The sequence below is a fragment of the Vibrio sp. YT-18 genome, from assembly GCF_033337345.1.
GTDB lineage: Bacteria > Pseudomonadota > Gammaproteobacteria > Enterobacterales > Vibrionaceae > Vibrio > Vibrio alginolyticus.
On record NZ_JAWOQO010000047.1, the window covers coordinates 1 to 3,997 of the forward strand.

Here is a 3,997-nt window from a genome sequence, read left to right on the forward strand (position 1 = left end):
CAGTAAGCATGCCATTAACTTTCTTCTGCAAAATCAGCTAGGTAGGATGATAGTAGTGTATGCCGATACAATTTTTTATTTATCGAGCCAAAAAGTTGGGTATAAATCCAAGAAGTTGGTCGGTGTTGGCTGTGGTCTTTGTGTACGGTCGCTGTTTAGCTGAAGCGATACATATGGTGTTTTTACCCGTGAACACATTCGTAGTGGGCACGTTGTGGATGTAATAGTTCTAAGAAGTCTTTGCCCCATTATAAGACAGAGTAAATACTCATTCATATCCTGTTAGTTGGTTTTTTCCTTACTAAAAGTAATCCATTCTCTAATGCTATTGTTGTTAATCCTCGTGTTGTATTACGGGGGCTCTTAAGTTATCAACATCGTACACAGAACCACCATGTTGTATTTATTCAACATGGTGCATTTAGAAAGAACGTCTTCCCCCAACGGTATCCTTAAACCTTGCTCGAGGAGCTTTGCCATCCATCATCCGTTTAAGGTTCGCAGGTATAAATTGACTTGAATCGAGAGTTTGCCAACTTGCTTCACCGTTTTCTTCTGGCGTCCAATTGATGGTTGGTACGTTATCTTCAATCGCAATGGACAAAATATTGAGTTCACCGAGAGCAACCATAAGGTTCTGACACAAGAGGATTTTGAGCGGATTTTAGAGCAGGCTGAGGAATGGGAATGGGAAAAGGCGTCATTGTGACGCCTTTTATTTTTTACTCTTTGAAGCAAGGAAGCCCCTGCTCTTGGTACCACCTTTTAATTTCATTAACAACTCCCTCTGGCGAGTCATCTTGATCAGGTTTAGGCCAAAATATTAGGTCGGTCCCATCAGGGTGTTTAACAATTTCTGAAAAATGTAAGATAAGTTTGTCCTCCTCACTTTCAGGTAAATCGTTATCACATATTGTGCTGACAAAATCTTTAAATTCAGCAAATGTATACTCGGAAATATTATTTTTTAACTTCATTTAATTCTTACCAAAGTGGATTCTCTTGTGATGTTTAGGAGTAACGACTGCAAGGTTATCAACATGGAAAACAGCTCCCCCCTTAGATATCTCATGTTGGTGATGGATCTCATATCTGATCATTTTTCCATAGTGTTCACCTTTTGGAGCTATAGGAGATTTACCGGAACTAATTTTCTTTTGGTTCGTTCTGTTGAATTGCGCCATAAGCACACTATCTTTAGAAACCTCTATCCAGAAAGCTTTTCGGAACGCATCAAAATTACTAAATTCTTTCCCTCTCAGCTTATCAGCTATTTGAGAGGGTATTGGGGCTCCTAAGTCCTTACCTGCACCTGCCAACCAAATGCCAAAGATATCTTCGCCTTTCCCGGTAACGACTCCGGGCTTATCTCTCGGGCTTTCTTTGTAAACCACATAGAGCGGAGCAATACCTGAGCTTTCAGGGAATACCAAGATCGCATCGCGCCAGTCTTTCTCTTCTGGCGCAGGCGTAACGGTGACGTTAGCATCGCTATCCGAGTGGATTGGCGTGACCAGTATATCGTCTTTTTCAAACCCATCACTATGATCGGGGGTAGTTTGCCAACTTGCTTCACCGTTTTCTTCTGGTGTCCAATAGATGGTTGGTCCGTTCTCCTCAATCGCAACGGACAGCTGGCTATTATTTCCCTGTTTCACGTATTTGATGGGGATGCGCGTGTCGTCTACATGATAGCCCTGCACGTGCGGATAAAACTCCCCATCTTGGGGCTCGGTAATGTGGACACGAACACGGCTTTGCGCCGTGGTCACTTGGCGTAAATCTTGGTCTGTATATTGGGTGTTATCGCCAAACAAGCTTTGCTGCATGGCAAACAAAGCGCCAATGCCTTCTACTTGCCAGCGGTAGCCCTCAACTATCTTATCTTTCAATGTGCCGGCCAGTTTATCCAACTGCATCGCCGCAGTTTGGGTTTGTTGCGTTTGCTCTGGTGAGCCAGCGACAGCGGCGGAACTTCCCATGGCCATTTGTGCTTGTGTTGCTTGAATGGCGGGTATGACAGCAGCTGGGGTCGCATTCGCTTGCGCAAAGAAGAATGACCAAGGCCCGAAGTTACTGATTGACTCTTGTTGGTCGCCAATTTCAATACACCCTTCTGGCCTGATGCAGGATTTAGCGAACACGAGCGAGCTTGTGGCGTCTTTTAAGTTAAGGATGGCGACATCACCTTCTACAAAATCGGCAGCGTTGATAGCTCGATATTTGGTCAACCCAAGTAAAGGATCGCTGTGCTGGTAATGACTGTTGCGGATGTTGTTGTAGGTTTGCGGGTGCAGAGGCGGAAAAGTGTTCTTTTTGTCTGGTGCTTGTTGTTGCTGTGCTTCAGCAACAACAATTTCATCACCAATTGCGAGTGATAGAGGGTCGGCCTCAAACACTGGGTTAAGCGAGAGCAAGGCTTTAGCTCCCATACCATACCGTTCAGCTATGCTCTGCCAGGTTTCCCCCGCAACTACGATGTGCGTTGCTGCGGTTTGTTCTGCTTCCGCTTCATCGTTGTAATCTTCTGCGCGTGCTTCTTCCGGCTGTTTACCTGCATCAAACAGTGCAGGAATATCCAACTTTATCCCGTTTTCGCTCAGCCAATCTTCACTAAGATTATCGAGCTCTTCACGCGTGATTTGGCGCTCAAGATAAATGATGTATTGGTTCTCAAGGACTTGGTTGGCCAACTTCCAATACACCAAAATAGCGCTTTGATCCTTGGTAAAACCGCGCTCGTCATTGAGCGTCTCTTGTGTCGATCGCGTAGCGTAAAATGCCCATTTTTCTTGTCCGAGAATTTTGTACTCTTGGACCAGTTCACCATCATTAAAGTGGTAGTAATAGCCCTCTGTCGGCAAGCCTAGGCGTTCGCCCAATCGCACAGCCGGAACGACAGGTATAAAACCTTCCTCAGTTTTATGGCTGCCGGCTTTTTGTAGTGTGATTGATTCCAATGGTGTCAGCCCGAGATTGTCGTCAGCGATGTGGATATTTAAACGCTTTGGCTCATCAAACACACATAACGCTGTGTAGCGGGTACCTTGATCGGTATTGGCTTGCTCCCAGCGGGTTACCGCGTTCTCTTTTTCAGTTTTCGCTAAAGCAAAGTCATTGTGCACCATTTTCTTTATGGTGGCATCCGAGCAGCCGACTTCGAAGCTGTACTCAAATTCCTTGGTGATTTCCTCTTCACTTTCGACTGCGATCGGCTGTGGCGTATAAGCTCGTTCGAGTGCCGCGGTCTCTCCAATACGTGTGCTGTATCCTCCCGTTGCTCTGGAGATTTTCGTCTTTGCTAACAACTCCTCAGCCGCATCATCCGAAAATGCAGAGATAACCTCAGAGTTCAGCCGCCATGTTTTAGGACCAATTGGGTCGTTGTAACTCAGAAGTGCGGGAATTTGAGGTGTATCACTCACGAGTACGAGCTTACCCTCGTGGAGGTGGTGTTTTAGCTGATCAAAGGTAAGATGAGCAGGAATGGCAGAGGCGATATCTGCTTCCGCGAGGTTGTGGAAGTTGCCCTCTATCAACCCGAATTCATGGGACATTACTTCCGACAGTGGAAGGGTTTTATACGACACACAAATACCTAAAGTAAAAGCCAAATATCACGTCAAAAAGCGAGAAGCGTGCCATTTAATTTTTTAATAAAATCAATTGTTTGGAATAATAGTAATGTACGTCTATCCAATTTTTTGGTTATGGTGCCAATAAATTGGATATAAATCCAAGAAGTTGGTCGGTGTTGGCTGTGGCCTTTGTGTACGGAATCTGTTTAGTTGAAGCGATACATATGGTGTTTTTTCCCGTGAACACATTCGTAGTGGGCACGTTGTGGATGTAATAGTTCTAAGAAGGTTTTGCCCCAAAATTCGTTAGGTTAAATACCCTATAAAGTTAAAGAGCCTGCGTTTACCCTACAAAAAGTCATTTAGTAGAATGAAACTTTCACGATTTGGGCCTTTTATATGTATGTTTTGCTTGTCAA

At 44.7% G+C, this 3,997-nt stretch carries 3 protein-coding genes; all 3 read right to left on the bottom strand.

The features are described from left to right. Positions 1-421 precede the first annotated feature (421 nt). On the bottom strand, positions 422-631 hold the full coding sequence (locus R7M72_RS24055; RefSeq protein WP_228010021.1) for a hypothetical protein: 210 nt from the start codon (positions 629-631) through the stop codon (positions 422-424). 91 nt (positions 632-722) lie between these two features. Beyond that, on the bottom strand, positions 723-977 hold the full coding sequence (locus R7M72_RS24060; protein WP_054576354.1) for a bacteriocin immunity protein: 255 nt from the start codon (positions 975-977) through the stop codon (positions 723-725). After that, on the bottom strand, positions 978-3,590 hold the full coding sequence (locus R7M72_RS24065) for an S-type pyocin domain-containing protein (protein WP_318056350.1): 2,613 nt from the start codon (positions 3,588-3,590) through the stop codon (positions 978-980). Between the last annotated feature and the right edge of the window lie 407 nt (positions 3,591-3,997).

Excerpts from the sequence above, each read along its gene's own strand:
- R7M72_RS24060 (WP_054576354.1), bottom strand. The coding sequence starts at position 977 with ATGAAGTTAAAAAATAATATTTCCGAGTATACATTTGCTGAATTTAAA.
- R7M72_RS24055 (WP_228010021.1), bottom strand. The coding sequence starts at position 631 with ATGGTTGCTCTCGGTGAACTCAATATTTTGTCCATTGCGATTGAAGAT.